Origin of the sequence: Sphingomonas hominis, assembly GCF_013328205.1 — a bacterium.
In the GTDB taxonomy this organism is placed as follows: Bacteria; Pseudomonadota; Alphaproteobacteria; order Sphingomonadales; family Sphingomonadaceae; genus Sphingomonas; species Sphingomonas hominis.
The window spans coordinates 505,082-527,156 of record NZ_JABULH010000002.1 but is presented as its reverse complement, the minus strand read 5'-3'; the positions used below and the strand labels follow the sequence as shown (position 1 = coordinate 527,156).

25 protein-coding genes are annotated in these 22,075 nt (G+C 68.0%); 14 read left to right on the top strand and 11 right to left on the bottom strand.

The window, feature by feature from the left end; all coding sequences use genetic code 11:
* Nucleotides 1–74: 74 nt before the first annotated feature.
* Complete coding sequence (rpsG, locus tag HRV97_RS07550; RefSeq protein WP_174193519.1) at nucleotides 75–545, bottom strand: 30S ribosomal protein S7; 471 nt, start codon at nucleotides 543–545, stop codon at nucleotides 75–77.
* Nucleotides 546–589: 44 nt separating this feature from the next.
* A complete protein-coding gene (rpsL, locus tag HRV97_RS07545; protein ID WP_029936467.1) occupies nucleotides 590–961 on the bottom strand; it encodes a 30S ribosomal protein S12 in 372 nt (123 codons plus the stop codon).
* 335 nt (nucleotides 962–1,296) lie between these two features.
* Between rpsL and HRV97_RS07540 the strand changes: the two genes are divergently transcribed.
* Nucleotides 1,297–1,791, top strand: coding sequence for a hypothetical protein (locus HRV97_RS07540; RefSeq protein ID WP_174193517.1), 495 nt, complete (start codon nucleotides 1,297–1,299; stop codon nucleotides 1,789–1,791).
* Here the strand turns inward: HRV97_RS07540 and HRV97_RS07535 are convergent.
* The 3 genes from HRV97_RS07535 to HRV97_RS07525 form a co-directional block, all read right to left on the bottom strand.
* Nucleotides 1,745–2,770 (bottom strand): alpha/beta fold hydrolase, encoded by a 1,026-nt coding sequence (locus HRV97_RS07535; RefSeq protein WP_174193515.1) that lies wholly within the window; start codon nucleotides 2,768–2,770, stop codon nucleotides 1,745–1,747. The two genes, HRV97_RS07540 and HRV97_RS07535, sit on opposite strands and share 47 nt — an antisense overlap.
* 83 nt (nucleotides 2,771–2,853) lie before the next feature.
* Entirely contained in the window at nucleotides 2,854–3,210 is a 357-nt protein-coding gene (locus HRV97_RS07530; RefSeq protein ID WP_174193513.1) for a DUF3140 domain-containing protein, read from the bottom strand.
* Between the two features lie 41 nt (nucleotides 3,211–3,251).
* Nucleotides 3,252–3,698 (bottom strand): MAPEG family protein, encoded by a 447-nt coding sequence (locus HRV97_RS07525; protein WP_174193511.1) that lies wholly within the window; start codon nucleotides 3,696–3,698, stop codon nucleotides 3,252–3,254.
* Between the two features lie 97 nt (nucleotides 3,699–3,795).
* On the opposite strand from HRV97_RS07525, the gene HRV97_RS07520 reads away from it, so the two are divergent.
* A complete protein-coding gene (locus HRV97_RS07520) occupies nucleotides 3,796–4,461 on the top strand; it encodes an HPP family protein (protein ID WP_174193806.1) in 666 nt (221 codons plus the stop codon).
* Here HRV97_RS07520 and HRV97_RS07515 read toward each other — a convergent pair.
* The gene (locus HRV97_RS07515) at nucleotides 4,458–5,345 is read right to left on the bottom strand and encodes a LysR family transcriptional regulator (protein ID WP_174193509.1); all 888 of its coding nucleotides are present in this window, start codon (nucleotides 5,343–5,345) and stop codon (nucleotides 4,458–4,460) included. The genes HRV97_RS07520 and HRV97_RS07515 overlap by 4 nt on opposite strands.
* Before the next feature lie 95 nt (nucleotides 5,346–5,440).
* Here HRV97_RS07515 and HRV97_RS07510 point away from each other — a divergent pair, with 95 nt between their 5' ends.
* Nucleotides 5,441–6,181: a pirin family protein gene (locus HRV97_RS07510; RefSeq protein WP_174193507.1), complete on the top strand. Its 741-nt coding sequence runs from the start codon at nucleotides 5,441–5,443 to the stop codon at nucleotides 6,179–6,181.
* Nucleotides 6,182–6,262: 81 nt separating this feature from the next.
* Nucleotides 6,263–6,862, top strand: a complete 600-nt coding sequence (wrbA, locus tag HRV97_RS07505; protein WP_174193505.1) for an NAD(P)H:quinone oxidoreductase — start codon at nucleotides 6,263–6,265, stop codon at nucleotides 6,860–6,862.
* Nucleotides 6,863–6,998: 136 nt separating this feature from the next.
* Here the strand turns inward: wrbA and HRV97_RS07500 are convergent, their stop codons facing one another.
* Nucleotides 6,999–7,778 (bottom strand): M15 family metallopeptidase, encoded by a 780-nt coding sequence (locus HRV97_RS07500; RefSeq protein WP_343044459.1) that lies wholly within the window; start codon nucleotides 7,776–7,778, stop codon nucleotides 6,999–7,001.
* Nucleotides 7,779–7,781: 3 nt separating this feature from the next.
* On the opposite strand from HRV97_RS07500, the gene HRV97_RS07495 reads away from it, so the two are divergent.
* Both HRV97_RS07495 and arfB read left to right on the top strand, forming a co-directional pair.
* Entirely contained in the window at nucleotides 7,782–8,432 is a 651-nt protein-coding gene (locus HRV97_RS07495) for an RluA family pseudouridine synthase (RefSeq protein ID WP_174193503.1), read from the top strand.
* Nucleotides 8,425–8,823, top strand: coding sequence for an alternative ribosome rescue aminoacyl-tRNA hydrolase ArfB (arfB, locus tag HRV97_RS07490; RefSeq protein ID WP_174193501.1), 399 nt, complete (start codon nucleotides 8,425–8,427; stop codon nucleotides 8,821–8,823). Before HRV97_RS07495 ends, arfB begins: the two co-directional genes overlap by 8 nt.
* 3 nt (nucleotides 8,824–8,826) lie before the next feature.
* On the opposite strand, the gene HRV97_RS07485 is transcribed toward arfB, so the two are convergent.
* Entirely contained in the window at nucleotides 8,827–10,026 is a 1,200-nt protein-coding gene (locus HRV97_RS07485; RefSeq protein WP_174193499.1) for a hypothetical protein, read from the bottom strand.
* Nucleotides 10,027–10,121: 95 nt separating this feature from the next.
* On the opposite strand from HRV97_RS07485, the gene HRV97_RS07480 reads away from it, so the two are divergent.
* Together HRV97_RS07480 and HRV97_RS17360 are read left to right on the top strand one after the other, a co-directional pair.
* Nucleotides 10,122–10,616: a GAF domain-containing protein gene (locus tag HRV97_RS07480; RefSeq protein ID WP_174193497.1), complete on the top strand. Its 495-nt coding sequence runs from the start codon at nucleotides 10,122–10,124 to the stop codon at nucleotides 10,614–10,616.
* Between the two features lie 306 nt (nucleotides 10,617–10,922).
* Nucleotides 10,923–12,233, top strand: coding sequence for an RcnB family protein (locus HRV97_RS17360; protein ID WP_246248588.1), 1,311 nt, complete (start codon nucleotides 10,923–10,925; stop codon nucleotides 12,231–12,233).
* Between the two features lie 330 nt (nucleotides 12,234–12,563).
* Here HRV97_RS17360 and HRV97_RS07465 read toward each other — a convergent pair whose 3' ends face one another.
* Nucleotides 12,564–13,898 (bottom strand): M20/M25/M40 family metallo-hydrolase, encoded by a 1,335-nt coding sequence (locus tag HRV97_RS07465; RefSeq protein WP_174193495.1) that lies wholly within the window; start codon nucleotides 13,896–13,898, stop codon nucleotides 12,564–12,566.
* Nucleotides 13,899–13,943: 45 nt separating this feature from the next.
* Nucleotides 13,944–14,396, bottom strand: coding sequence for a universal stress protein (locus HRV97_RS07460; protein WP_174193493.1), 453 nt, complete (start codon nucleotides 14,394–14,396; stop codon nucleotides 13,944–13,946).
* 145 nt (nucleotides 14,397–14,541) lie between these two features.
* On the opposite strand from HRV97_RS07460, the gene HRV97_RS07455 reads away from it, so the two are divergent.
* From HRV97_RS07455 to ctrA, 6 genes are all read left to right on the top strand, one after another.
* A complete protein-coding gene (locus HRV97_RS07455; protein ID WP_174193490.1) occupies nucleotides 14,542–15,915 on the top strand; it encodes a pyruvate dehydrogenase complex dihydrolipoamide acetyltransferase in 1,374 nt (457 codons plus the stop codon).
* Nucleotides 15,916–15,923: 8 nt separating this feature from the next.
* Nucleotides 15,924–16,139 carry a hypothetical protein gene (locus HRV97_RS07450; RefSeq protein WP_174193488.1) on the top strand — a complete coding sequence of 72 codons (216 nt, stop codon included), beginning with the start codon at nucleotides 15,924–15,926 and terminating at the stop codon, nucleotides 16,137–16,139.
* A 40-nt stretch (nucleotides 16,140–16,179) separates the two neighbouring features.
* Nucleotides 16,180–16,527, top strand: coding sequence for an acyl-CoA thioesterase (locus HRV97_RS07445; protein WP_174193803.1), 348 nt, complete (start codon nucleotides 16,180–16,182; stop codon nucleotides 16,525–16,527).
* A 93-nt stretch (nucleotides 16,528–16,620) separates the two neighbouring features.
* The gene (gene lpdA, locus HRV97_RS07440; RefSeq protein ID WP_174193486.1) at nucleotides 16,621–18,015 is read left to right on the top strand and encodes a dihydrolipoyl dehydrogenase; all 1,395 of its coding nucleotides are present in this window, start codon (nucleotides 16,621–16,623) and stop codon (nucleotides 18,013–18,015) included.
* Nucleotides 18,016–18,180: 165 nt separating this feature from the next.
* Nucleotides 18,181–19,281, top strand: coding sequence for an AI-2E family transporter (locus tag HRV97_RS07435; RefSeq protein ID WP_174193484.1), 1,101 nt, complete (start codon nucleotides 18,181–18,183; stop codon nucleotides 19,279–19,281).
* A 118-nt stretch (nucleotides 19,282–19,399) separates the two neighbouring features.
* The gene (gene ctrA, locus HRV97_RS07430; protein ID WP_174193482.1) at nucleotides 19,400–20,101 is read left to right on the top strand and encodes a response regulator transcription factor CtrA; all 702 of its coding nucleotides are present in this window, start codon (nucleotides 19,400–19,402) and stop codon (nucleotides 20,099–20,101) included.
* 271 nt (nucleotides 20,102–20,372) lie between these two features.
* Here the strand turns inward: ctrA and HRV97_RS07425 are convergent, their stop codons facing one another.
* The gene (locus HRV97_RS07425; RefSeq protein ID WP_174193480.1) at nucleotides 20,373–21,659 is read right to left on the bottom strand and encodes a homoserine dehydrogenase; all 1,287 of its coding nucleotides are present in this window, start codon (nucleotides 21,657–21,659) and stop codon (nucleotides 20,373–20,375) included.
* Nucleotides 21,660–22,075: the final 416 nt, after the last annotated feature.

The following is a 22,075-nucleotide window of genomic DNA, read 5'->3' as shown; positions in this document are numbered from 1 at the left end:
CTGCTCCCATATAGTATATGTTAACGCGGACGCCAACCAATCGGCCAGCGTCCGACCACTTACCAGCGCCGGCGTTACCAGCGGTAGTGGCTGAACGCGCGGTTCGCTTCCGCCATGCGGTGCGTGTCTTCACGCTTCTTCACCGCGTTGCCGCGGTTGTTCGACGCGTCGAGCAGCTCGCCCGACAGCCGCGCGGCCATCGTGTTCTCGCTGCGTGCACGTGCGGCGGTGATCAGCCAGCGGATCGCCAGCGCCTGCGCGCGCTCGGGACGCACCTCAACCGGCACCTGGTAGGTCGCACCGCCGACGCGGCGCGAACGGACCTCGATGCCCGGCGCGATGTTGGTCAGCGCGTCGTGGAACACGCCGAGCGGCTCGCGCTTGGCGCGAGTCTCAACGGTTTCCATCGCACCGTAGACGATGCCTTCCGCGACGGACTTCTTGCCGTCGAGCATCACCGAATTCATGAACTTGGACAGGGTGACATCACCGAACTTGGGGTCCGGCAGGATTTCACGCTTTTCTGGACGACGACGACGCGCCATGAGGAGAACCTTTCAACAGCTACAAAAGAAACGGAGAAAGCGGCTTACTTCGGCCGCTTCGCACCGTACTTCGACCGCGACTGCCGGCGGTCCTTGACGCCCTGCGTGTCGAGCACGCCGCGCAGCACGTGGTAACGCACACCGGGAAGATCGCGCACACGCCCGCCGCGGATCAGCACCACCGAGTGCTCCTGCAGGTTGTGGCCTTCGCCCGGAATGTAGCTGATGACTTCGCGCTGGTTGGTCAGGCGGACCTTGGCCACCTTGCGCAGCGCCGAGTTCGGCTTCTTCGGGGTCGTCGTGTAGACACGGGTGCAAACGCCACGCTTCTGCGGGTTCTGCTCCATCGCAGGGACCTTCGACTTGGCCTTCTGCGGTTCGCGGCCCTTGCGGACCAGCTGGTTGATCGTCGGCATTGAAGCCTTCACCTTTCCATAGGTTACTTTGCTGGAGCCATAACAGCACGTGGAATACGAAAAGGACCAAGAGGCGACCGGTCACGGCCCCTGAGGTCCTTCAAGCATCCAGCAATGTTCAAGCTTGCTCGCCGGAGTCGCCTCCGGTCGAGCAGCCGCGCCTATACGGGCGAGCGGCGCGAGCGTCAATGCCGCGCCGCGCCTGCGATCCTTAACCCGGTGGCAACCAGGGTCGTGCGACCGACGATGCGGTGCGCGCCTTTCTCACTCTCCCGATTGCGCTGACGGTCAGGCAAACCGCGGCACGGCGTCGGGCTTTCGCGATCGGGTTGGCCGTGACGATCGCGTGCGCGGTGACGCCCGTGGCGCTAACGTTGCTGCCGCTTGCCGCATCCCAGCTCTGGCGCACGCGTATGCGTACTGCCGCGATCCTGTTGCTGTTCACCGGATTGGCGTGCGGCATCGGCTGGATCGACATGAGAGCACTCGCGGCGTGGTCACCGGTGCTGACTGGCCCGTGGCTGGTGTTGCTGGTCGGCGCAGTCGCGACCTCGACCGCGTGGAGCCTCTCGACTGCCCCCTCCGCTCGCGACCTCATTCGCGCCGCCGGCATCGTCGCGCTGATCGCCGCACCGTGGTCGCCGTGGTGCGGGCTGTTGTTCGCCGCATCGGCGCTGATGGCCGCGCACTGGCCGAGATCACGTGCTACTATTACGCTGGTGGCCGCGAACGACAACGACGCCGGCCGCTACCCTCCGTACGCGCTTCACCGTTACGCGACCGTCAGCTCCCCGTCGCTTCGTTCAGCACGCCCATCAGCGTACGATTAAACCGCCCCGCATCTTCGACCTGTGGCGAGTGCCCCAGCCCCTCCATCTTCACCAGCTTCGCGCGCGGGATCTTGCGTGCCGCCTCCGGCGCGATCTGCGGGATCGCCTGCAGGAACCCGCGCAATGACGCCGGCATCTGCGCGCGCCCGAACGCCGTCTTGTCGAGCGTGCCGATGATGATCGTGGTCGGCGCCTTGATGCGGTAGAGTTCGTGCGCGACCGGCTGCGTCTTGATCATCTCGGCCGTCTTCGCCTGCGCGAGCGCCACCTGATCACGCCCGGCGCCCGCGTACATCCCCGCCTGCATCGCAACCCAGCGATCATAGGTCGGCCGCCGCTGTCCGTGATAGTAATTGTCGAGCTGATACGCCTTGATCGACGCCGCGCTCGTGCGGCGCTCCCCCGCCCATAACGTATCCACGTCGGTATAGGGCAGCCCATCCTCCGACCGGTCGCGCAGGCCCAACGGGTTGACCAGCACCAGCCGGTCGACCGCCGCCGGGAACATGATCGCGTAACGCATCGCCAGCATCCCGCCCATCGAATGACCGACCACCGTTGCGTGCGCGATCCCTAACGATTTGAGCAGCTTGTCGGTGTTGCTTGCCAGCCCTTCGAAACTGTATTGTGCGGCGCGCGGCTTGGACGATTTGCAGAAGCCGAGCTGGTCGGGGATCACCACCCGGTATCCGGCATCCACCAGCGGCCGTGCAGTCGCCTCCCACGTCGCGCCGCAGAAGTTCTTGCCGTGCAGCAGCACCACCGTGCGCCCGTTCGGCCGCTCGGGCACCACGTCCATATAGGCCATCTCCGCCACCTCACCGACGACCGTCAGTGGCATGATCTTGACCGGCCAGGGGTAGGCGAACCGCTCCAGCCGCGCGCCATAATTCGGTGGTGCCGCCGGCGCCGCCGCGACCAGCGCGAAGGTCAGCGGCAGCAGCGAGAACAGGCGGTGGCAAGTCGGTCGTCGAGGCATTGCGGGGTCCGGATCGTTACGACTGCGATCCTTTAACCACGATCAACGGATCACGTCACCCGGCCGCCGCCTCCACGCCCATGTCAGTCCTTCTGGGGATCATGCCCCCAGTTCATCAGCGAGTAGCGCCAGTCGGAATGTTCCTTGTCCTCCGCCGGGCCACCCTGCGCCAGGTGGCGGTGGACGTAGCCGGTGACCTTCTTCATGTGCGCGTAATCGTCGTCGCTCAGATCGGCTTTCTTCGTGCGCTTGATCTCGACGATGCGCTTGCCCGATTTGTGGCCGACGCTCTCTCCCTTGCCGTCGCCGTCCTCGCCCTTCCAGCCGACGCGCTTGCTGTCGTCGCTGTCGAGGAACGTCTCCAGCTCGGCCGGGGTCATGTTCACCGCATCGTTGAAGTCGGCGTAGATCTTCTGCTGGTCGTCGGACGTGTCGGCCATCGGGCATTCTCCTTGTTCGCCCGCCAACGCCGCGCGCGCGATCAGGGTTGCGCCAACGGCCCCGCCATGCCGACTGCGTCGACGAAGAAGCCGATCCACATCGCCATCAACACCGCCGACGACCCGAGATAAAGAACGAAGCGCAACGGCACCTTCTTGAGCACGATATGCACGTCACTGTGCGCCGCGCGTAAAGACACGAACAGCCAGGCGAGTACCACCTGCGGCAGATGCGCCTGCCCGGTCACGATCAACAACGGCACCAGCGCGAAATACAGCACCGGCAGCTCGAACAGATTGGCGAGGTTGTTCGCCGGCATCTCGACCGGCTGGAAGTACCGTCGCGCCGCCTCGCCGCTGGCGAAATCGTCGAGCGACGGCTTGCGCCGCCGCATGTGCGCCATGCGCTGCGCAAACAGCGTGCCCCAGACAACGAACACCAATGCCACCAGCGCGAACGTCGGCCACAACAGCCCCAGGATCATCATGCACGTCCCTCCCCTGCCCGCAGCATGGCGCGCGTCGTCCAACGACACCAGCGGCGATTGAACCCGAACCCCACGCGCCGCATAGCCGCGCGCGATGATCAGCCTGTTCCACCCCATCCTCGCCGGCGCGAACCTGCGCGACCGCATGATCGCTGCGCTGGGCGCGTTTGCCGGCATCGCGCTGACGGCTGCGTTGTGTACCGCCTTGCTGCCGCCCGGACCTGCGCTGCTGCTGGTCGCGCCAATGGGTGCCTCGGCGGTGCTGGTGTTCGCGGTGCCGGCGAGCCCACTGGCGCAGCCGTGGCCGGTGATCGGCGGGAACCTGCTGTCCGCGCTGGTCGGCAGCGCGGTGGCGCGCGTGGTGCCGCACCCCGCGCTCGCCGCCGGCGTCGCGGTCGGCGCGGCGATCGCGCTGATGTCGCTCACCCGTTCGCTCCACCCGCCGGGCGGCGCCGCCTCCCTGCTCGCGGTGCTGGGCGGCAGCGCGGTCCAGGCACAGGGCTGGACGTTCGCCTTCGTGCCGGTCGCCGCAAACGCGGTCGTGCTGGTGCTCGCCGGCGTGCTGTTTCACCGCTTCTCCGGTCACAGCTACCCGCACCGCCCCGTTCCCGCCGCCGGCCACGCACCGCCGATGCTGGGCGTACCCCACCCGGAGGACATCGACCGCGCACTCGATGATCTAGGCGAAACGTTTGACGTGTCGCGCGACGACCTCGACCTGCTGTTCCGCACCGTCGCCGCTTATGCCGCGCGCCGCGGTTAGTCCCGCAGCCGCTCGACCAGGAACGCGATCAGCGCCTCGACCCGCGCCGGCCGGAGCGCGCTCGGCGGAGTCAGCAGGTGCAGCGCGACCCCTGCGGGCATCCACTCGGGCAGGATCGGCACCACCTTGCCCGATGTCAGCGCGTCGCCCAGGATGAACGCCGGCAGCCGCGCGATCCCCAAGCCCGCAACCAGCGCGGGCACGAGCGCGTCGCCAGAGTTTGCCGACAACGGCCCCTCCGCCTTGACCGACACTTCCGCCCCGCCCGGCCCGCGGAAGCGCCACGGCCCGCTAACGTTGGTGTAACCGAGCAGCCGATGCTCGCCGAGCTGCGCCGGGTGCGTCGGCGTACCATGTTCGGCAAGGTAAGCCGGCGCGGCGACCAGATGCGCCGCCACCGTGCACAGCCGCCGCGCGCGCAGCGACGAATCGGGCAGGTCCGCGATCCTGAGCGCGACATCGAAACCTTCCGCCACGATGTCGACCCGCGCGTCGGATAGGTGCAGCTCGATCTCGATCCCCGGATGCGCCACCAAGAACTCGGCCACCAGCGGCGCGACGTTGGAGATGCCGAACGACATCGGCGCCGCCATCCGCACGCGCCCGACCGGCGCGGAGGCCGCATCGCGCGCCAGCTCCTCCGCCCCCTGCGCCTCCGCCACCATCCGCGCCGCGCGCTCGGCGAGCGGACGGCCCACCTCGGTCAAGGCGAGCCGCCGCGAGGTGCGATGGAACAAGGACTGACCCAGATGCGCCTCAAGCCGCGACACCGCCTTCGACACCGTCGCCTTGCTCAGCCCGATCGCCTCGGCCGCGCCGCTGAACGAGCGGTGCTCCGCCACCGCGGCGAAGATCGCCCATGCTTCCAGATCGGGTAGTCGCATGTTCCCTCGCTAGCTCGTGAAACGATGCGTTTCAATCGTTTCCGTTTTCGCGCCCCCTGCGCCCGCTTATCTCTGCGGCAACAACGGAGGCTATCATGACCGACACCGCAGTCGCGAACCGTACCGCCAATATCCCTTCTATCGAACGCCGTCCCTTCACGTCGCTCGGCCACGCCGACCACGGCTGGCTCGACGCGCGGCACCATTTCTCCTTCGCCAATTACTACGACCCCGATTGGATGAGCTGGGGCGCGATCCGCGTCTGGAATGACGATACGATCGCCCCGAACAGCGGCTTTCCCCCGCACCCGCACCGCGACATGGAGATCATCACCTACGTCCGCTCGGGCGCGATCACGCACAAGGACTCGATGGGCAACACCGGCCGCACCGCCGCGGGCGACGTGCAGGTGATGAGCGCGGGCTCGGGCGTCCGCCACGCCGAATACAACCTCGAGGCTGAACCCACCACGCTGTTCCAGATTTGGATCGAGCCGACCCGCACTGGCGGCAGCCCGTCCTGGGGTGCCAAGCCCTTCCCCAAGGGTGAGCGCTCGGGCAAGTTCGTGACGCTCGCCAGCGGCTTCGCCGACGACGGCGACGCACTGCCGATCCGTGCCGAGGCGCGCGTGCTCGCCGCGACCGTGAAGGCCGGCGAGCGGATCAGCCACGAAGTCGGCGCCGGGCGCCATGCCTACCTCGTCCCCGCCACCGGCGCGGTCGAGATCGACGGCGAGCGCTACGAGGCGCGAGACGGCATCGCGCTGAGCGGCGGGCAGACGGTGACGATCACCGCACTCGCCGACGCCGAGCTGGTGCTGGTCGACTCGCTCTAATCGCGCCGCTCACTGAACCGAACCGCTGTCCCGGCATTGTCGCCGGGATGGTTTCAACCAACCTGCATCAAGGATAACGCCATGACCAAGGTCCTCGTTCTCTATTACTCCTCCTACGGCCACGTCGAGCAGATGGCCGATGCCGTCGCCGAGGGTGCGCGCGCCGGTGGTGCCGAGGTCGACATCCGCCGCGTTGCGGAGACTGCTCCGGCCGAGGTCGTGAAGTCGGCGCATTTCAAGACCGACACCGCGCACCCCGAGATCGAGGGCCCCGACGCGCTCGCCGCTTACGACGCGATCATCGTCGGCGCCCCCACCCGCTACGGCCGGATGCCCAGCCAGATGGCGGCGTTCTGGGACACGACCGGTGGCTTGTGGATGCGCGGGGCGCTGGTCGGCAAGGTCGGCGGCGCATTCACCTCGACTGCCAGCCAGCACGGCGGGCAGGAGACGACCTTGTTCTCGATCCTGACCAACCTGCTTCACCACGGCATGACGATCGTCGGGCTCGACTATGGCTTCAAGGGCCAGATGGGCGTCACCGAAGTGCTCGGCGGCACGCCTTACGGCGCGTCGACGATCGCCGACGGCGACGGCAGCCGCCAGCCGCACGAGCAGGAACTCGCCGGCGCGCGCTATCAGGGCCAGCGCATCGCCGAACTCGCCGCCAAGCTGAAGTGACGTGCACGGCCGGGCGAGACGATCGCCCGGCCCTTACCGGTACCTACCCCCCCCGGTCGCCCGGACCTGATCCGGGGTCTCGCGTCTCCTCAGCAGAGGCAAGGAAGCGGGGTCCGGCTTCGCGTGCTGCCCGTCCTCACCGCCGCCGCCGTCGCTTACCCCTCGGCTCGGCAAAAGGCGGCAGCGACAGATACACCGGCGGCGGCGGCACGTTCGCGACCTCGATCGCCGTGTCGACCCCCGGCGAGGCCGGGAACCGCCGCCGCGCGGTCGCGAACAGCAGCCGCGCGCGCGCCGCACCCGGCGTGGATGCACTCATGCCGACCCAGCGCCAGTGCCACGGCTCCCATTTCACCCGCTGCGTGTTGCTGACCGGAAACGACATCTCGAACCCGTAGCGCGGCGCGTTCGCGCGCAACCAGCGGAACGCGGGCGTCGCCGCCACGCACGCCTCGGCATCGGGGCAACCGTTCACCCGCGGCCGGAACGCGAAGTCGAGCGCGTAACCGGTCGCGTGCTCGCTGTGCCCCGGCGGTGCTACTGATACCGCGCGCGTGTCCGCGTCCGTCGCCGGTTCGCGACAGAACACCCCGCCCTGCCGCGTCAACGACCGATGGCACGACAGCGCCAGCACGCGCCCGCCGACCTCCGGGCTCGCCGCCGCCGCCGCGAACAGGCGCTGGAGATCGGGCAGCACGTCGCGCCTCAGCACGCAGCCGCGCACCGCCACGTCAGCCGGCACCGCCACAAGCTCGTCCGGCGGCGCGTCGCCGTACGGCAGATGCCCCAGCACGCGCCCGTCGGCGGCGATCGGCGGCGGCGTTCCGCTACACACCTGCGCGCCCGCCGGTACCGCGATCAGCATCGACGACACCGACAGCACTAGCCGCCGCGCCAGTCCGGTGGCACAGCGCACACCATGCTTGGCGAACGCGTATTGTTTCTGGACGGCGAAGCGCTGGTGATCGACAAGCCCGCCGGGCTCCCCGTCGATCGCCCGCGCGACGGCGCGATCTCTCTCGAAAACCACCTCAACTCCCTTACGTTCGGCTTTCAGCGCTGGCCGCAAGCCGTGCACCGGCTCGACCGCGACACCAGCGGCTGCCTGCTCCTGTCTCGCAACCCCAAGGCGCACGCGCGGTTCCAGCAGGCGTTCGAGGCTGGCGCGGTTCAGAAACGCTACGTCGCAATCCTTGACGGTGTGCCCGAGGGTGAGAGCGGCATGATCGACCTGCCGCTCGTCAAACATTCCACCGTCGAGCGCGGTTGGTGGATGACCGGCGACACGCGCGGCAAGGCGGCGCGCACCGCCTGGACGCTGCTCGGCACGCACGACGGCCGCGCCTTGGTCGAGTTCCGCCCCGAAACCGGCCGCACGCACCAGATCCGCGTCCACGCGCTCGAGGGGCTAGGGCATCCTGTCACCGGCGACCCGACCTACGGCAATGCGCACGCCGGCGGCACCATGCTGCACGCCGCCGCGCTCACCGTGCCGCGCGGCACCAAGGAACCGATCGTCGCCGAGGCACCCTGGCCCGAGCGTTTCCGTTCGCTCGGTTTCGATGGTTGAGATACCCGAGGACGCGCTCGACGAGCGTTTCCTCGCCGCCACAGGCCCTGGCGGACAGAATGTCAACAAGGTCGCCACTGCCTGCCAGCTACGCGTCGACGTGTTCCGCCTCGGCCTCTCGCCCGAGACCTACCGCCGCCTGCGCGTCCTCGCCGGCAGCCGGTTGACCGCATCCGGCACGCTGGTCCTCGTCGCGCGGCGCCACCGCACGCAGGAAGCCAACCGACAGGACGCGCGCGCACGCCTCGCCGAGTTGCTGGCAGAGGCCGAGAAACGCGAGGCCCGCCGCGTGAAGACGAAGCCGACCCGCGCCGCCAAGGCCCGCCGCGTCGACGAGAAGAAAGGCCGCAGCGCGGTCAAGGCCGGCCGCGGCAAGGTCCGGCTGGACTGACCCTCACGCCTCCGGCTTCACGTATGGCACCGCGATCGCGCGCAGTTCATACCGACCAGTCGGCAGCATCAGCGCGACATCCTCGCCGGCGCGGATCGCGACACGGTCGAGCGGAACCGAGGTCGTCGGCTCACCCACCGGTCGCGCCTCGATCACGCGCCAACCCGACGTCGGACGCAGCGACGCCGGGATCTCGACGATGCGGTCGCCGGCGCGCTGCCGCCAGGTCGGACGCCCGCGCACGAAGGTCGCGGCTGGATGATCGACGACGAGGTCGAACGCGCCCGCAGGCTCGCCGGCCGGCAGGACCGCGAGACGTCGCGCAGGTGACCCGCCGCGGCACGTCGTCTGCGAGATCGTCAGCGGATCGACCCCGGTCTTCGCCTTCAACAGCATCGCCATCCGGCGCCCACCTTGCTCGGTCGGCACCTCCATCGCGTGCGAGTAGCCGACGTGGACCAGCATCTTGGCACCCGGATGCGCCTTCATGATCGCGAGAAGGTTCAGCGCTTCCTCTTCCTCACGCACCGCTACCTGCTCGTCGGCACCGCCCCTGCTCGCCTGCAATTTATCGAAGGTGATTTCGTAAGGGTCCAATCTGTAACCGAGCGCCTTCACCCTGCGTGCAAGGCGTCCGTAGCCTGCCTCCGCGATGTAATGGCCGTCGCCGTATGCGAGATATGGCTGCTTCGGTCGGGTAAGGAACGACGGAAGAAAGCGCTGCTGGCCCGGCTCGGGGTTGGAAAATGCTTCGGCGGCGAAGATCGTGTAGCCGAGTGGCCGCAACCGCTCGGCCACTTCGGCCGTGAAGCCGCGATGTTCCGAACGCTCGTGACTTTCGTTGACGATCACGATCGACGTCTGCTTGGCACGCCGCGCAATCTCGTCCAGCACATCGCCGGCCCCCGCCAAGGGGGCGCATCCATTCGCACGATAGTTGCTGCTTCGCGCGGCGATCAAATCTTCGCGGCCGAACAGGCTGAGCGTCTGCGCCACCTCCGCCCCCTGCTTCGAGCCGACGCCCGCGATATCGACGGGATTGATACGGCCCAGGTCGCGAAGGCTGCTCTTGATGCCAAGGGGCGCATCGGCCTGTGCCACGATCTGCGCTGGCAGCAGCGTGACCGCCGCGCTTCCACCGGACGGCGGCGCTATCGCGAGCGTAAGCGCGAGCATCGGCAGGGCAGAACGGAGGGGTATCATGCCTCGATGCTACGACCCATGTCACGCGAACACCAGCGCCCTTCGGATACGAGCAGACACTGGCATCCACGCCGTCACGGTTCTAGGTCGTCCCCATGTACGCCTTCGACATCGCCGCCGGCTCCAAGGCCGAGTTGTACCACGACCTGTACGCCGCGCTCGACGCACTGACCGCCAACGAATCCGATGCGGTCGCCAACATGGCCAATGCCGCGGCGCTGGTCTGGCAATATCTGCCTGACCTCAACTGGGCTGGCTTCTATCGCGTGCTCGCCGACGAACTCGTGCTCGGCCCGTTTCAGGGCAAGGCGGCGTGCATCCGTATTGCGCTCGGCAAGGGCGTGTGCGGCACCGCGGCGGCGACGCGCACGACGCAGTGGGTCGACGACGTCCACGCCTTTCCCGGCCACATCGCCTGCGACGTCGCCAGCGCGTCGGAGCTGGTCGTGCCGATCGTCGCCGATGGTCGCCTGATCGGCGTACTCGACCTCGACAGCCCCGCGCCCGGCCGCTTCGATGCCGAGGACGCCGCCGGCTGCGAACGGCTGATGGCGCTGCTCGCCCCTCGCATCGCGGGCGCGTCGGTCTGACGCTGCGCCCAGCATGACGCTGGATCGAGCCTCGATCTCGCGTCACGCGACTACGCCGATAATCTACCCTCCCCTCCGTCATCCCGGCCTTGAGCCGGGATCCCGCTTCTTCCTTCTTTCGGACACAGCGTGGGGCAAGAGCATGAGCCCTTCCAGACTCCCTAACAGAACTGGTTGATGCCCCGCGCTCGGCTGCCCCGATCCGGGACGGTCGTTGCAGTGGCGAGACGATCTGCGTCTTGGTAAGCAACCGGTAAACGTGAAGCGCGTTCGACAGCGCATCACCTTGACAGGGAATGAACGGCCATGCGCTTGCTGATGATCGCCGCCACCACCGCCGCCATCGTCGCGGTACCCGCCCAGGCCGGCCCGCGCGGCGGCGTGGGGCCGATGCGTCCGGGTGGCATGAACATGCCTCACCCAGGCGGCGTGAACGTGCCGCGCCCCGGTGGCTGGAATATGCCGCGCCCGGCCGGCCACTGGAACACGCCGCGGCCGGGTGGCTGGAATGGTACGCACCCGGTCAATCGTCCGCGCTGGGGCGGTCACATCAACAATCGCTGGTGGGGCGGGATGCGCGCACCGGGCGGTTACGCTGCTTATCGTCGTCCGGTGCGCGGTTACGTGCTGCCGAGCTACTGGGTGTCGCCCAACTTCTTCGTCAACGACTGGTCGGGCTACGGCCTCTACACGCCGCCGGCGGGCTATAGCTGGTCGCGCTACTATGACGACGCGGTGCTCGTCGACGGTCGCGGGTCGGTGTACGACAGCGTCGGCGGGATCGGCTGGGATCAGTTCGACGGCCAGGGCGTCGACTACACCTACCGCGAGGGCGATTATGCCGCCGGTTACGCCGGCAACGGCTATGCCGATGGCCGGTACAACAACGGCTACGCCGACGGTCAATACGACAACGGCTACGTCGACGGGCGCGGCTATGACGGTCCGAGGCGCGACCGCGACGGTGGCCTGGGTGGCGCGGTGATCGGCGGCGTTGCGGGCGGGGTGGCCGGCAACGTCATCGCCGGGCGCGGCAACCGCCTGCTCGGCACCGCGATCGGTGCGGGTGCAGGTGCGCTGGTCGGACGCGAGATCGACCGCAACGATCGCGCCGGCCGCGTGCCGGTCGCGCCGCCGGGCGGCCCGCGCTACGGCGCACCCTATGCGGCACCCGGCGCCGGCTACGCCGCGCAGGGTGGCAGCTACGTAACTCAAGGCGGTTACCCCGCCCAGGGCGCACCCGTGGTCGCTTATCAGGAAGGTCGCTACGGCGGCGATTATGCCGGGACCACCTACTCGGGCGTCACGCGCTACAGCACCGACGGTGCCGGTTACGCGCCGCAGGGCTACGGCCCTGGTCCCGTTCCTGCACCGGGCCCGCGCATCGCCTATCCCGGCTCCGCCGTGGTGGCGGGCAACGGCGCCGTCGTGACCACGTCGAGCACCGCCGGATCGGCCGGCTATTACGCCAACGGCTGGTATTATCCCGGCACCACGATCACCACCGTCACCGTCTCGGGCGGCGCCGGATCGAGCGTGGTCGAGGAAGAAGTGTATGAGGACGCCTCCTCCGGCCACGCCAAAGGCTATCGCTACAAGGGCAAGTGCAACTGCTGACGCGCACTGCCTGACGCAACCGCAACGCCGCCCCGCCGATCACCGGCCGGGCGGCGTTGTCATTTGTGGGGCCCTGCACCGAACGACGCTGGCGGTCGGCGCGCAACATCATCTTACCCGTCATCCCGGACTTGATCCGGGATCCCGCTGCTTTCGTGGGCCGAACGAGATGGCTGCAGCACACCGGATCAACTACGGTGCCGGACCAACAGACCACCGAATGCTATCGTACACGCGCCCGCCTCAGCTATCCGGCCCGCTCCACACCGTGAGGTCCAGAGCCGCCAACCCAACCAAACCCGCGAAACGCGGCAGCCTGATCTCCCAGGTTCACCCGCGATCGCGCCCGGCGAAGGTCACTAGGCTCTCCGCACCGTCCGCACCCACCGCGCTGACACCGATGAAGTGATCGTCGACCGGCACGTTCTTGAGCAGCGTCGTGGTCGCCCCCGTCACCACCTGCGCATCGCTCCAGTCTTGTCGGTCGTTCAACCGCCAGCGCACCTTGTACGCTGCCGCACCCGGCACCGCCGGCCACTTGACAATGGTATCGCGCGTCAGCGCACCCGCGACCGACACGCTCGCCGGCGCCGCCGGTGCACCTGCGATCCGCGCGATCGTGGCGACGTTGATCGCGGTCACCTTGGCCAGATAGGCGAAGTCCATGCCCTCGATCGTGTCGGCGAAGACGCGCCCGTTCTCGGTGCGCACGTCCTGGTGCTGGCGATCCCAATTTTCCGCCCCGACCGAGAAGCGCACCGCCGGAAAACCCAATTTCAGGAACGGCTCGTGGTCGCCCCCGCGGCCGAACCGGTCAGGCCGGCGATCGAGCACCACGTCGAACCTGCCCGGCAACGCGTCGGCCACGCCGTCGATCGCCTTTGCCAGCGCGCGGCTCGGCCCGTCGTCCTCACCACCGATCCCGCGCCGCTCGATCCCTTCCGCCAGCGACTCGCTCGACCGGATTCCTTCGGAGAAGACGCGTACGCCATTGGCGTCGACCACCCCGCCCTGCCCGATCGAATTGCCGACGATGTCGTTGTTGAGCATCGCGTCGACCTGCCACCCGCGCGCCCGGGCGGTATCGGCGAGCAGCGTCGCGCCCCACAATCCCTGTTCCTCGCCCGAGAAGACGGCGTAGACGATCGTCGCCTTGAACCTGCTCTTGGACAGGATGCGCGCCGCTTCCAGCACCAGCGCCACGCCTGACGCATCGTCGTTCGCCCCCGGCGCGTCGCTGGTCGCGTTCATCACGTCGGTGACCCGGCTGTCGATATGCGCGCCGACGATCACGTAGCGGCCGGGCTCGCTACCCGGCTGCATCCCCAGCACGTCCTCGATCACCACGCCGTCGGGCGCGCGCGGCCCGACGAAGCGGCGCGACAGTCGCTCGGTCGTGATGCAGCCGCCGCACGCTTGCGACAGCGCAGCGAACTGCGCCGCGGTCCAGCTCCGCGCCGCGCCGATCCCGCGCACCGGGTCGGTCGCCGACGAGAGCGAATGGCGCGTGCCGAACGAGACGAGCTTCTCCACGGTTGCGCGCATCCGCTCCTGCGACGGCGCCTCGCGCGGCGTGGAGGTTGCCGGTGCTGGCGTGCGCCGCGCCGCGTTGGCAGGGTGGGCGAGGACGAGCGGCAACGCCGCGAGCAGGAGCGATCGGTTCATGGCGCAGGACTGTGGCCGCGAACGATCCGCCGCTCAACCCCGCGCTCAACTCAGCCGGTCGATCGCCTCGCGGTCGAGCCCGCCGGGCACGATCATCAGCGGCACCGTCAGGCTGCCCGCATCGGCCGCGAAATGCGCCACCAGCTCGCCCGGCACGCCGCTCGCCGCCGCGCCCAGCACCAGCGCCGCGATCTGCGGGTTGGCGGCGATCAGCTCGCGGATCACCTTGGGGCCGTCGCCGCTGCGCACGGTGAGCGACGGGCGCAATCCCGATTCCTCCAGCAGCGTGCCCGCCGCGCGCTGCACCAGCCCCTCGGCGTGGCGGCGCTGGTCGTCCTCGATCGTCGCCTGCACGCCGCCGAACGCGATGAACTCCTGCGGCGGGATCAGCGCGAGTATCTCCACGCCGCCGCCGGTCTTCACCGCGCGCCTGGCAGCGAAGCGCAGCGCGATCTCCGCCTCGGGCGTATCGTCGATCACGGTCAGGTAGATGCGCATGGAAGGAAGCCTTTCTCACCTACCAAGCTACTAGGCTTTGCCGGCCGGGCCAAGCGACCTGCATCAAGCCGCGGGCTTGACGCTACGGTGTCTGGGGGCGAGAGACGCGCGCATCCCCAGGAAAGCATTCGCGCAAAGGTTTGCCATGCCGATCGAGATCAAGATGCCTGCCCTTTCCCCGACGATGGAGGAAGGCACGCTCGCCAAATGGCTGGTGAAGGAAGGCGACACGGTGAAGTCCGGCGACATCATGGCCGAGATCGAAACCGACAAGGCGACGATGGAGTTCGAGGCGGTCGACGAAGGCACGATCGCCAAGATCACCGTGCCCGAGGGGACCGACGGCGTGAAGGTCGGCGCGGTGATCGCGCTGCTGAACGGCGACGGCGAGGAAGCGGGCGAGACCACGCCCGAGCCTGCCGCGAAGGAGAGCGAACCGCGCCCCTCGCCCGAAGACCCGAACAAGACCGGTAGCGAAGCCAAGCCTGCGGGCGAAGACGTCGAAGACCACGGCAAGCCGGCCGACGATCAGGTCGCGCGTGACGAGATCAAGGCGGCTGCATCGCCCGCCACCGCTCCCGCGCAGCACGACGGCGACCGCGTGAAGGCGAGCCCGCTCGCGCGCCGCATCGCCGCCGACAAGGGCCTCGACCTGTCGCAGCTCCAGGGCAGCGGCCCGAACGGCCGCATCGTCAAGGCCGACGTCGAGCAGCCGAAGCCCGGCGGCGCCATCGCGCCCAAGGCCGAGGCATCGCACCCCGCGCCGAGCGCAGCCGCTCCCGCCCCCACCGCACCTGCGGCCGCCGCCGCGCCGCAGATCCCCGACGTCCCGCACGAGACGACCAAGCTCAGCAACATGCGCAAGACGATCGCGCGCCGACTGACCGAGTCGAAGCAGACCGTGCCGCACATCTACCTGACGGTCGACGTGCGCCTCGACAAGCTGCTCGCACTTCGCGGCGACCTCAACGCCAGCCTGTCGGCACGCGGCGTCAAGCTGTCGGTCAACGACCTGATGATCAAGGCGCTCGCCGCCGCGCTGATCCAGGTGCCCAAGTGCAACGTGATGTTCATGCCGAACGAGCTCGTCACCTTCAAGCGCGCTGACATCTCGGTCGCGGTGTCGACGCCCGAGGGGCTGATCACCCCCGTCATCACCGAGGCGGACACCGCCAGCCTGTCGAGAATCTCGACCCGGATGAAGGACCTCGCCGCCCGCGCGCGCGACAAGAAGCTGAAGCCGGAAGAGTTCACCGGCGGCACCGCGTCGATCAGCAACATGGGCATGTTCGGCATCAAGCAGTTCGAGGCGGTCATCAACCCGCCGCAGGGCATGATCCTCGCGGTCGGCGCGGGTGAGAAGCGGCCGTGGGTGATGGAGGACGGCACGCTCGGCGTCGCCACGATCATGTCGGCGACCGGCAGCTTCGACCATCGCGCGATCGACGGCGCGGACGGTGCCGAGCTGATGCAGGCGTTCAAGAACCTGGTCGAGAACCCGCTGGGCATGCTCGCCTGAGCGGGCGAATGACGCGGCGACACGTCACCCCGCTCGAGCTCAATCCGGTGATCCGCGAGGTCGCCTGGGGGCTGCTCGGGCTGGGCTTCACCGCGCTCGTCTTCTGGGGCGCGGCGTGGAGCTATCCGCAGGGGTATGAGACGATCTGGCTGGTCGGTGCGGCCACGATGCTGGCGATGGGCGTGCTGAGCGCGCGCGAAGTGTGGAGAGTGCGCGGTGAGTGACGAGATCAACGTGGCGGAGCCGAGCTTCCGCGACCCCGCGATGCGCGTCACCGCCATGCCCGCGGACACCAACGCTTACGGCGACATCTTCGGCGGCTGGCTGATGAGCCTGATGGACTCAGCCGCCGGGCTCGTCGCCGCACGCCGTGCCAAGGGCCGCGCGGTCACGATCGCGATGGAGGGGATGAAGTTTCACGCCCCCGTTCGCGTCGGCGACGAGGTCAGCGTCTATGCCGAGATCGTCAAGGTCGGCCGCACGTCGATGACGATCGCGGTCGAGGCGCACGCGCGCGACCGCCACCGCGAGACGACGCGCAAGGTAACCGAGGCGCATTTCACCTTCGTCGCGATCGACCGCGACCGCCGCCCGCGCCCGGTCGACGCCTGATCTCAGGCCGCGCAAACCCTATACCGGATCAAACGGCATCGCTCGCACGAGCGGTGCGAGCGAACAGGGCGGCAAGCCCGGGAGTTGACGTAAATGGCTGACCAATACGACCTCATCGTGCTCGGCTCGGGTCCGGGCGGCTACGTGTCCGCGATCCGCGCGAGCCAGTTGGGCATGAAGGTCGCGATCGTCGAGCGCGAGCGGCTGGGCGGCATCTGCCTCAACTGGGGCTGCATCCCGACCAAGGCGCTGCTGCGCACCTCCGAAGTCTATCACTACATGACCCACGCCGCCGATTACGGGTTGAAGGCCGACAACATCGGCTTCGATCTCGGCAAGATCGTCGATCGCAGCCGCAAGGTTGCGGGCCAGCTCAACGCCGGCGTCAAGGGCCTGATGAAGAAGCACAAGATCGCCGTCCACGAAGGCGTCGGCAAGCTGACCGGTAAGGGCAAGCTGACGGTCACGCAGGGCGACAAGACGACCGAGTTGACCGCGAGGCACATCATGATCGCCACCGGCGCGCGCGCGCGCGACCTGCCGTTCGCCAAGGCCGACGGCAAGCGCATCTGGACCTACCGCCACGCGATGGTGCCCGAGGTGATGCCGACCAAGCTGCTCGTCATCGGCTCGGGCGCGATCGGGATCGAGTTCGCCAGCTTCTATAACGACATGGGCGCCGAGGTGACCGTGGTCGAGATGCTGCCGCGCATCCTTCCGGTCGAGGACGAGGAAGTCAGCGCCTTCATGGAAAAGCGCCTGACCAAGGAAGGCATCCGCATCGTGACGGGCGCGGGCGTCGAAAAGATCGACACCTCGGCCGCAGGCGTGAAGGCGACGATCAAAGGCAAGGACGGTCAGTCCAAGACCGAGGATTACAGCCACGTCATCGTCGCGATCGGCATCGTCCCCAACACCGAGAACATCGGGCTCGAGGAGCTCGACGTCTCGACTGAGCGCGGCCAGATCAAGGTTGACGGCTTCGGCCGCACCAACGTCGAGGGCGTGTACGCGATCGGCGACGTGACCGGCGCGCCGTGGTTAGCGCACAAGGCGAGCCACGAGGGCATCGTCTGCGTCGAGGCGATCGCGGGCGAGAAGCCGCACCCGTTTGAGACGTGGAACATCCCTGGCTGCACCTACTCGCGCCCGCAGGTGGCGAGCGTAGGCCTGACCGAAGCGAAGGCCAAGGAAAGCGGCCGCGCGGTGAAGGTCGGCAAATTCCCCTTCATCGGCAACGGCAAGGCGATTGCGCTCGGCGAGGCGGACGGTTTCGTGAAGACGGTATTCGATGCCAAGACCGGCGAGCTGCTCGGCGCGCACATGGTCGGCGCGGAAGTTACCGAGCTGATCCAGGGCTACGTCATCGCGCGCCAGCTCGAGACGACCGAGGCCGAGTTACAGGAAACCGTGTTCGCGCACCCGACACTCAGCGAGATGATGCACGAGAGCGTCCTCGCCGCCTACGACCGCCCGATTCACATCTAGGCCGGATCAGCCTAGCCAAGCTCCCTCACCGTCATCCCGGATCAAGTCCGGAGTGACGGTCGAGGCCGGGTTCCACACCCACGCGCGACCGCCCCACAACAAACCCGCGTCACCTTTTGCGCGAACATACGTTGTGTCGCGCATGCAACGATTCGCCCGCGCCGCATGAACCGGCTCAGCCCCGATGCCGACGACGCGCGCTTCATCCGGCGCGTATTGTGGCTGATCGCGATCGTCGCGGTGCTGGCCGCGCTCTACCTCGCGCGCAACCTGCTGATCCTCGCCTTCGGGTCGATCCTGATCGCGATCGTCATCCACGCGATCGCCGAGCTCTACGAGAGCAATCTGCGCGTGCACCACAAACTGGCGCTCGGGCTCGGCGTCGCCTCGGTGCTCGGCTTCCTGGGGTCACTCGGCTGGCTGTTCGGGGTCGAGTTCCGGCAACAAGTCAATACGCTCGTCGTGTCGCTGCCCGGCCTGCTCCAGAACCTGCAGAACTATATGTCGCAGTCGCCGGTCGGCGCGAAGGTGGCCGATGCCGCCCGCGCCGCCTTCGCGGGCAGCCGCGTCGCGCAGGACATCGGCAGCCTCGCGCGCGGCGCGGGCGAGTTGCTGCTGAACGCGGTGCTGGTGCTGTTCGGCGCGATCTTCTTCGCAGTCGACCCCAAGGTGTACGAGCGCGGCGCGCTGCTGCTCGTGCCCCCCACCAAACGCGCCGCGGTCGAGGATGCGCTCGGCGACGTCGGCTCGACCTTGTTGCTGTGGCTGCGCGCGCAATTGATTCAGATGACCGCGATGGGTGCGATGGTTGGGATCGGCCTGTGGTTCGTCGGCGTGCCCTCCGCCGCACTGCTCGGCTTGCTGACCGGGATCAGCGAGTTCATCCCCTATGTCGGCCCGCTGGCTGCGATGCTCCCCGCGCTCGGCCTCGCTGCAACCGCTGGGACCGATCAGTTGATCGGCGCGCTGGCGGTGTTCGCGATCGTGCGTGTCATCCAGACCAATTTCGTCACGCCCTTCGTCACCAGCCGCGTGATCTCGATCCCGCCCGCGCTCAGCTTGTTCGCGATCATCGGGACGGGCGCGGTGTTCGGGCTGTTCGGGCTGTTCTTCTCCGGTGGCATCCTGGTCGTCGCCTTTACGCTGACACGCAGCCTCTACCTGCGCGAAATGCTGGGCGAGAACATCCCCACGACGCGCGAACGACGGTTGTTCACCGCCAAGGGGACGCCGCGCTTTCCCGTTAACGGCCGGAAAGAGGAATGAACGAGCGCGCTTAAGTCCGAATTAACCTTTTGCGTTCAGAAGGCGGATAGTTAATTTATCGGCCAGACTCGCGGGACCACAGGGACAGGGCGCGGGTTCGGAACACGGGGAACAGCAGATGCGCGTACTCTTGATCGAAGACGAGCCGACCACTGCCAAGGCGATCGACCTGATGCTCTCGACCGAGGGGTTCAACGTTTACTCGACCGATCTGGGCGAGGAGGGCTTGGACCTCGGCAAGCTGTACGATTACGACATCATCCTCCTCGACCTCAACCTGCCCGACATGCACGGCTATGACGTGCTCAAGAAGCTCCGCGTCGCGCGCGTGTCGACCCCGGTGCTGATCCTGTCGGGCGTCAACGAGATGGACTCGAAGGTCCGCTCGTTCGGCTTCGGCGCCGACGATTACGTTACCAAGCCGTTCCACCGCGAGGAATTGATCGCGCGCATCCACGCCGTCGTCCGCCGCTCCAAGGGCCATTCGCAATCGGTGATCAAGACCGGCAAGCTCGCGGTCAATCTCGACGCGAAGACGGTCGAGGTCGACGGCGCGCGCGTCCACCTGACCGGCAAGGAATATGCGATGCTCGAGCTGCTCTCGCTTCGCAAGGGCACGACGCTGACCAAGGAAATGTTCCTCAACCATCTCTACGGCGGAATGGACGAGCCCGAACTCAAGATCATCGACGTGTTTATCTGCAAGCTGCGCAAGAAGCTCAGCATGGCATGCGACGGCGAAAATTACATTGAGACTGTCTGGGGCCGCGGCTACGTGCTGCGCGAGCCCGACGAGGTGCTGACGGCCGAGGTCGCCTGACGCTCTACTAATCTGTTACAGCATATCAGGACAGGAAGGCCGCGGCTCCGGGGCGCGCCGCGGTCTTTTCGCGTCCGACACGTAACCTTTTCTACTCCCCTCCCTGAAAGGGAGGGGTCGGGGGTGGGTCGGTGCGACACGAAACTCCGCCCCGTCATCCCGGACTTGATCCGGGATCCCGCTTCTTACTTATGCCGCTTGAACAAGCCGGACCCCGGATCAAGTCCGGGGTGACGTAAAGAGACTAGGCGATGTGACGCCAGCGCTCACCTCACCCCAGAATATGCATCCACAACGGCTCGCCGACCAAACTCTGCGATCCGCGCAACCGCTCCAACGCCGCCGCAACGCAACGCTCCGGCCCCTCATGCGTCACGATCGCGACCAGCACGCTGCCGCCCGGATTGGCGCCACGCTGGATCAAACTCTCGATCGACACGCCCGCATCGCGCATCGCCGCCGCGATCTCCGCCAGCACGCCGACGCGGTCCGCGACCGTGAAGCGCAGATAAGCGCGCCCGCGCCGCTCACCGCTGTCCGCCGCCTCTGCCGCGACCAGCGCCTCGACCGGCATCGCGAAGGCGGGCCCGAACTCGCCGCGCGCGATGTCGATCAGGTCGGCGACCACCGCGCTCGCGGTCGGTCCTTCGCCCGCACCCGCGCCCTGGAACAGCAGGCGGCCGACGTAATTGCCCTCCGCGACCACTGCGTTGGTCGCGCCCGTCACGTGCGCCAGCGGGTGATCGGCCGGCACCAGATGCGCATGGACACGCTGGAACAGCCCGTGCTCCCCCGCTTCTGCCACGCCAACCAACCGCACGCGATAGCCGAGCGCGGCGGCCTCCGCGATGTCGGCAGCGAGCACGTGGCGGATGCCGCTGACCGCCACGGCCGGGAACGCCGGGCGCGTGCCAAACGCGATACTCGCCAGGATCGACAATTTGTGCGCCGCGTCCACCCCGTCGATGTCGAACGACGGATCGGCCTCGGCGAACCCTAGCGCCTGCGCCTCGGCGAGCACGTCGGCGAAGTCGCGCCCTTCCGCTTCCATCCGGCTGAGGATGAAGTTGCACGTGCCGTTCAATATCCCGGTCACGCGCCCGATCGCGTTCGCTGCCGCACCCTCGCGCAGACCCTTGATGACCGGAATACCGCCCGCAACCGCCGCCTCGAACTTGAGCGCGACGCCGCCCTTCTCCGCCGCCGCGCCGAGCTCCAGCCCGTGGTGCGCCAGCATCGCCTTGTTCGCGGTGACGAAGCCCTTCCCCGCCGCCAGCGTCGCGCGCGCGAGTGCCAACGCAGGGCCATCCGCCCCGCCGACCAGCTCAACCACCACGTCGGCCTCAGTGTTAGCCAATTGCGTCGTATCGTCCACCCAGGCTAAGCGCGACAGGTCCAGCCCACGATCCTTGCTACGGTCGCGTGCCGACACCGCGACGACCTCGATCGGCCGCCCCGCACGTCGCGCGATCAGCTCGCGGTTCTCGTCGAGCAGGCGGATCACGCCGCCACCCACCGTGCCCAGCCCCGCCAGCGCCACCTTCAGCGTATCCGCCATGTCCTTCGCCCCTTCGCCCGGCCTTTCGCTCAACCGCGCCGACTAAGCGAGCGCCGCGCGGGTGTCGAGCGCGTGCACCTTCACGCGGCACAAGCGTTCGTTGCCGGTCATTGCGGATGGGCGTTCATGCAGATCACCCGCGGCGCTACTCATCCCTCCGCGAAGAGTCCGGCTGACTGGTTCACCGGCACCGCCCGCATCGATGCGCTGTTCGCCGCCGAGCCGCTGTCGCAGGTCGCCGACACACACGTCACCTTCGAGCCCGGCACGCGCACCAACTCGCACACGCATTTGCTCGGCCAAGCGCTGATCGTCACATTCGGCCGCGGCTGGGCCAGCGCGAGGGTGCGCCGGTCGAGGAAGTCGACGCCGGCGGCGTCCTCCGCTTCACCCCCTGACGAACGCCACTGGCACGG

Excerpts from the sequence above, each read along its gene's own strand:
- HRV97_RS17360 (WP_246248588.1), top strand. The coding sequence starts at position 10,923 with ATGCGCTTGCTGATGATCGCCGCCACCACCGCCGCCATCGTCGCGGTA.
- rpsL (WP_029936467.1), bottom strand. The coding sequence starts at position 961 with ATGCCGACGATCAACCAGCTGGTCCGCAAGGGCCGCGAACCGCAGAAG.
- HRV97_RS07465 (WP_174193495.1), bottom strand. The coding sequence starts at position 13,898 with ATGAACCGATCGCTCCTGCTCGCGGCGTTGCCGCTCGTCCTCGCCCAC.
- HRV97_RS07425 (WP_174193480.1), bottom strand. The coding sequence starts at position 21,659 with ATGGCGGATACGCTGAAGGTGGCGCTGGCGGGGCTGGGCACGGTGGGT.
- HRV97_RS07445 (WP_174193803.1), top strand. The coding sequence starts at position 16,180 with ATGCGCGTCACCGCCATGCCCGCGGACACCAACGCTTACGGCGACATC.
- arfB (WP_174193501.1), top strand. The coding sequence starts at position 8,425 with ATGGTTGAGATACCCGAGGACGCGCTCGACGAGCGTTTCCTCGCCGCC.
- HRV97_RS07525 (WP_174193511.1), bottom strand. The coding sequence starts at position 3,698 with ATGATGATCCTGGGGCTGTTGTGGCCGACGTTCGCGCTGGTGGCATTG.
- HRV97_RS07485 (WP_174193499.1), bottom strand. The coding sequence starts at position 10,026 with ATGATACCCCTCCGTTCTGCCCTGCCGATGCTCGCGCTTACGCTCGCG.
- HRV97_RS07530 (WP_174193513.1), bottom strand. The coding sequence starts at position 3,210 with ATGGCCGACACGTCCGACGACCAGCAGAAGATCTACGCCGACTTCAAC.
- rpsG (WP_174193519.1), bottom strand. The coding sequence starts at position 545 with ATGGCGCGTCGTCGTCGTCCAGAAAAGCGTGAAATCCTGCCGGACCCC.
- HRV97_RS07455 (WP_174193490.1), top strand. The coding sequence starts at position 14,542 with ATGCCGATCGAGATCAAGATGCCTGCCCTTTCCCCGACGATGGAGGAA.
- lpdA (WP_174193486.1), top strand. The coding sequence starts at position 16,621 with ATGGCTGACCAATACGACCTCATCGTGCTCGGCTCGGGTCCGGGCGGC.
- HRV97_RS07435 (WP_174193484.1), top strand. The coding sequence starts at position 18,181 with ATGAACCGGCTCAGCCCCGATGCCGACGACGCGCGCTTCATCCGGCGC.
- HRV97_RS07480 (WP_174193497.1), top strand. The coding sequence starts at position 10,122 with ATGTACGCCTTCGACATCGCCGCCGGCTCCAAGGCCGAGTTGTACCAC.
- HRV97_RS07515 (WP_174193509.1), bottom strand. The coding sequence starts at position 5,345 with ATGCGACTACCCGATCTGGAAGCATGGGCGATCTTCGCCGCGGTGGCG.
- HRV97_RS07495 (WP_174193503.1), top strand. The coding sequence starts at position 7,782 with ATGCTTGGCGAACGCGTATTGTTTCTGGACGGCGAAGCGCTGGTGATC.
- HRV97_RS07460 (WP_174193493.1), bottom strand. The coding sequence starts at position 14,396 with ATGCGCATCTACCTGACCGTGATCGACGATACGCCCGAGGCGGAGATC.
- ctrA (WP_174193482.1), top strand. The coding sequence starts at position 19,400 with ATGCGCGTACTCTTGATCGAAGACGAGCCGACCACTGCCAAGGCGATC.
- HRV97_RS07450 (WP_174193488.1), top strand. The coding sequence starts at position 15,924 with ATGACGCGGCGACACGTCACCCCGCTCGAGCTCAATCCGGTGATCCGC.
- HRV97_RS07535 (WP_174193515.1), bottom strand. The coding sequence starts at position 2,770 with ATGCCTCGACGACCGACTTGCCACCGCCTGTTCTCGCTGCTGCCGCTG.
- HRV97_RS07510 (WP_174193507.1), top strand. The coding sequence starts at position 5,441 with ATGACCGACACCGCAGTCGCGAACCGTACCGCCAATATCCCTTCTATC.
- wrbA (WP_174193505.1), top strand. The coding sequence starts at position 6,263 with ATGACCAAGGTCCTCGTTCTCTATTACTCCTCCTACGGCCACGTCGAG.